Genomic DNA, 4,841 nt, shown 5'->3' with positions numbered 1-4,841 from the left:
GGACGTGGGGGAGTGAGGGTCGGTGGGGGATACGGAAGAGGGAGCGGAGTCGGCGGGCCTGAAACGGCTGCGACGGGGCATTCGGTCTCCCGGTAGCGGAGGTTCGCAGGGGCGGGGAAAGCCCCTCATCCGTTTCTTCGGCGACCCGGATGACCCCTGTCTGAACTGCGGAGGAACGCCCGCCACCAGCTGTCACAACCGCGTGCAAGTATGGCTTCAGCAATCAGCACGCGATCAGCACGACAGCGCCGGTCAAGCACGACAGCGCCGAGATCCGCGAGAGTCGACAGTGGGGAGACCAACCAAGTGCCTGGCACGAATCTGACGCGCGAAGAGGCCCAGGAGCGAGCCCGGCTGCTCACCGTGGACTCGTACGAGATCGAGCTGGACATCAGCGGTGCGCAGGGTGGGGGCACCTCCCGCTCGAGCGAAGCCGAGAGCGGGGGAGGGACCTTCCGCTCCGTGACGACGGTTCGCTTCCAGGCCGCCGAGGCGGGCGACACCTTCGCCGATCTGGTGGCGCCCACCGTGCACGAGGTCACTCTCAACGGTGAATCCCTCGACCCGGCCACCGTCTTCGCAGACTCCCGTATCGCGCTGCGCGGTCTCGAGCCGGGCCCCCAGGAGCTGCGCGTCGTCGCGGACTGTGCCTACACCAACACGGGCGAGGGCCTGCACCGCTTCGTGGACCCGGTCGACGACCAGGCGTATCTCTACACCCAGTTCGAGGTGCCGGACGCGCGCCGGGTCTTCACCACCTTCGAGCAGCCGGACCTGAAGGCCACCTTCCAGTTCACCGTGCGCGCTCCCGAGGGCTGGACGGTGATCTCCAACTCCCCGACCCCGCAGCCCGCGGACAATGTGTGGCGGTTCGCCCCCACCCCGCGGATCTCCAGCTACATCACCGCGCTCATCGCAGGGCCCTACCACTCGGTGCACAGCACCTGGGAGGGCGAGGGCCGCAGCGTGCCGCTGGGCATCTACTGCCGCCCCTCGCTGGCGGAGTATCTGGACGCCGAGGCGATCTTCGAGGTAACCCGGCAGGGCTTCGACTGGTTCCAGGAGAAGTTCGACTATCCGTACCCGTTCGAGAAGTACGACCAGCTCTTCGTGCCCGAGTTCAACGCGGGCGCCATGGAGAACGCGGGCGCGGTCACCATCCGTGACCAGTACGTCTTCCGCTCCAAGGTCACCGACGCCGCCTACGAGGGCCGCGCCGAGACCATCCTGCACGAGCTGGCCCACATGTGGTTCGGCGACCTGGTCACCATGGAGTGGTGGAACGACCTGTGGCTGAACGAGTCGTTCGCCACCTACACCTCCATCGCCTGCCAGGCCCACGCCCCCGGCAGCCGCTGGCCGCACGCCTGGACGAGCTTCGCCAACCAGATGAAGACCTGGGCCTACCGCCAGGACCAGCTTCCCTCCACCCACCCGATCATGGCCCCGATCCGCGACCTGGACGACGTCCTGGTCAACTTCGACGGCATCACCTACGCCAAGGGCGCCTCCGTCCTCAAGCAGCTCGTCGCCTATGTCGGCATGGACGAGTTCTTCCAGGGCGTACGCGCCTACTTCAAGCGCCACGAGTGGGGCAACACCCGGCTGAGCGACCTACTCGGCGCCCTGGAGGAGACCTCGGGGCGCGATCTGAAGGCGTGGTCGAAGGCGTGGCTGGAGACCGCGGGCATCAACATCCTGCGGCCCGAACTCACCACCGCCGAGGACGGCACCCTCACCGCGCTGGCCATCCGCCAGGAGGCCCCCGCGCTGCCCGCGGGCGCCACCGGCGCGCCCACGCTGCGCCCGCACCGCCTCGGTGTCGGCTTCTACGACCTGGTGGACGGCAAGCTCGTGCGCACCGACAGCGTCGAACTCGACGTCGAGGGCGAGCTGACCGAGGTGACGCTGCCCCGCGAGCGCAAGCGCCCCGATGTGCTGCTGCTCAACGACGGCGACTTCACCTACGCCAAGGTCCGGCTGGACGCCGAGTCGCTGGCCGACGTCACCCGGCACCTGGGCGACTTCGCCGACCCGCTGCCGCGCGCCCTGTGCTGGGCCTCTGCCTGGGACATGACCCGCGACGCCGAGCTGCCCGTGCGCTCCTACCTCGATCTGGTCCTCTCCGGCATCGGCAAGGAGTCCGACATCGGCGTCGTCCAGTCCCTCCAGCGCCAGGTCAAGCTCGCCCTGGACCTGTACGCGGCACCGGCCTGGCGGGAGACGGGGCTGACCCGCTGGTCCGAGGCCACCCTGGAGCAGCTGCGCGCCGCCGCTCCCGGCAGCGACCACCAGCTCGCCTGGGCCCGCGCCTTCGCCGCCGTGGCCCGTACGGACGCCCAGCTCGACCTGCTGGCCGCACTGCTGGACGGCAGCGAGACCCTCGAGGGCCTGGCCGTCGACACGGAGCTGCGCTGGGCGTTCCTGCAGCGGCTCGCCGCCACCGGCCGGGCCGGTGACGCGGAGATCGGCGCCGAGCTGGAGCGGGACGCCACCTCCGCGGGTGAGCGGCACGCCGCCGCGGCCCGCGCCGCGCGCCCCACCCCGGAGGCCAAGGCGGAGGCGTGGCGGGCCGTCGTGGAGAGCGACACGCTGCCCAACGCCGTCCAGGAGGCGGTCATCTCCGGCTTTGTGCAGACCGACCAGCGGACCCTGCTGGCGCCCTACACCGAGCGCTACTTCGCCGCCGTCAAGGACGTGTGGGAGCAGCGCAGCCACGAGATGGCGCAGCAGGTCGCCATCGGGCTCTACCCGACGGTCCAGGTCTCGCAGGAGACGCTGGACGCCACCGACGCCTGGCTCGCCTCGGCCGAGCCCGGCGCCGCGCTGCGCCGGCTGGTGACCGAGTCCAGGGCCGGCGTCGAACGGGCGCTGCGCGCCCAGCGGGCCGACGAGGCGGCGGGCGCGGCAGGCGCGGCCGGCTGACCCGGCGCGGCGCCCACCGCCGCACCCCACGCGCTCGTACAGCTGCCCCCGGCCAACTGTCAGGCCGGGGGCAGCTGTGCGGGGCGCGCATCAGCCGGCGCTGCGGCTCGCTCGCCCGGTGCGGTGGCTCACTTCATGAAGGCCGCCTTCTCGAACAGGACTTCGGTCACCCCGTTCTGCCACAGCTGCTCGACCTGGGCGCGCTCGGCGGCGTTGGGCTGGTCGTTGGTGCAGGACGGGCCGGGGCCGCCGCCCGACATCAGCTCCTCGCACGGGCCCTCGTAGTGGTCCGGCAGACCGAGCACATGGCCGGTCTCGTGGGCGACGACGCGGTTGGAGTCGTATTCCTGGTTCTGCGCGTAGTCCAGGAAGATGTAGCCGTTGCCGTGCCCGTCGGTGGACGCGTAGCTGCCGCGCGGGTCGTTGCCCTCGCGGTAGTCGAAGGAGGCGCCACCGCCCTCGGCCAGCTGCACGTTCTTCACGGCCGAGTTCCACACGGCGGTGCTGTTGGCTATCTGGCTGCGGAAGGTGGGCGCGCCGCTGGCGTCGTAGTTGATGGTGACCTGCTGGATGCCGGGCTTCTCGGCCTGCTTCTCCATCGCCTTCTCGACGATGAGCTTGAAGAACTTCTCGGTGTCGCGCTGGTTCTCGCCGGTGAAGCCCTGCGTGGTGGGGGTGGTGGAGGTGGCGTGGGAGGCCGCGTCGGAGTGGCTGGCGGACGCGTGGGAGGCACCGTCGAGGGCCGTGGCGGGTGCGGCACCCAGGCCGAGAGCGACGGTCACGCCCAGGCCGAGCGCCGCTGGAAGAGCCGGTCTGCGGTATCTCATGGGGGGTTCTCTCCTCGTGTTCCGAGGAACCGGCGCCGCTCTGGGATGTTGGCGTGGGGGGCGCCGCCGGTCCCTCCGGACGGATTTCTGCTGCGGGAGAGTGTGTTCGAGCGCACGGCGTTCCGGAATGATGTCAACTGCCGATAGCTCCGGTGAATCACCCGGTGCCGCCCGGGCCTTGCACCGCGTTCACCGGCCGGTCGCTGTCTGGTGTGGCGCGCGACACCGCCGTTATGCTCCGCGTGTGGAGCTCGAAGTGAGGCACCTTCGTGCACTGTGTGCGATCGCCGACACGGGCAGCGTGCACAAGGCGGCCCGCCAGCTCGGCATGACGCAACCCTCGCTGACGACCCAGCTCAGGCGGATCGAACAGGCCGTCGGCGGCCAGCTCTTCAACCGCGAGCGCACCGGCAGCAGACCCACGCCGCTCGGCCGCACCGTCCTCAACCGCGCCCGGCCGATCGTCGCGCAGATGGCCGAGCTGATCCGCGAGGCCAAGGACGCGGCGGGCCTCGGCCACGCGGGACCGGGGGCGCGGCTCCGGCTCGGCAGCACGGGCAGCAGAGCCGTACCGGGCTGGCTGCGCCGGCTGCACAACCGGCTGCCGGACACCGACCTCACCTTCCAGACCGACGTCTCAGCGAACGCGCTGCTGCGGATGGTCGCGGCCAACCAGCTCGACGCCGCTTTCGTGCACGAGGTGGAGGGTTCGCCGCTGCGGGTGCCCGACGGCGTGGAGCTGCGGGTCCTGGTGCGGCGCGAACCCCAGTTCGTCGCCGTGCCCGCCACCCATCCCGCGGCGCGGGCCGGGCGGGCCGTCGCCGTCGCGGAGCTGGCGGACGAGAAGTGGATGGTCGACCCGTCGGTGGACGGCGACTGGGACGGGCTGCGGCGGGTGTTCGCCGCGGCGCGTATCGACCCGCGTGTGGTGTACGGCGACTATCTGTCCGCGGGCGATCTGGTCGCGGCGGGGGAGGTCGTCACGCCGTGCCAGCCGACGTCGCAGCCCCGGCCCGGGATGTCCATCGTTCCCCTGGCGGGTGATCCGCTCGGGGTGCGGCTGGTGGTGGCTGTCTCTTATACACAACT

3 protein-coding genes are annotated in these 4,841 nt (G+C 71.0%); 2 read left to right on the top strand and 1 reads right to left on the bottom strand.

Annotation, left to right across the window (positions count from 1 at the left end; translation table 11 throughout):
* Nucleotides 1-306 precede the first annotated feature (306 nt).
* Nucleotides 307-2,925, top strand: coding sequence for an aminopeptidase N (pepN, locus tag ITI46_RS33195; RefSeq protein WP_209243662.1), 2,619 nt, complete (start codon nucleotides 307-309; stop codon nucleotides 2,923-2,925).
* A 128-nt stretch (nucleotides 2,926-3,053) separates the two neighbouring features.
* Here the strand turns inward: pepN and snpA are convergent, their stop codons facing one another.
* On the bottom strand, nucleotides 3,054-3,752 hold the full coding sequence (snpA, locus tag ITI46_RS33190; RefSeq protein ID WP_209243661.1) for a snapalysin: 699 nt from the start codon (nucleotides 3,750-3,752) through the stop codon (nucleotides 3,054-3,056).
* 256 nt (nucleotides 3,753-4,008) lie between these two features.
* On the opposite strand from snpA, the gene ITI46_RS33185 reads away from it, so the two are divergent.
* Nucleotides 4,009-4,841: LysR family transcriptional regulator (locus tag ITI46_RS33185; protein ID WP_209243660.1), on the top strand; the 833-nt coding region annotated here is incomplete at its 3' end.

Source organism: Streptomyces oryzae, from assembly GCF_017676365.1.
GTDB lineage: Bacteria > Actinomycetota > Actinomycetes > Streptomycetales > Streptomycetaceae > Streptomyces > Streptomyces oryzae.
Note: the sequence above shows the minus strand (reverse complement) of the source record. Positions and strands in the feature narration are given on the sequence as shown.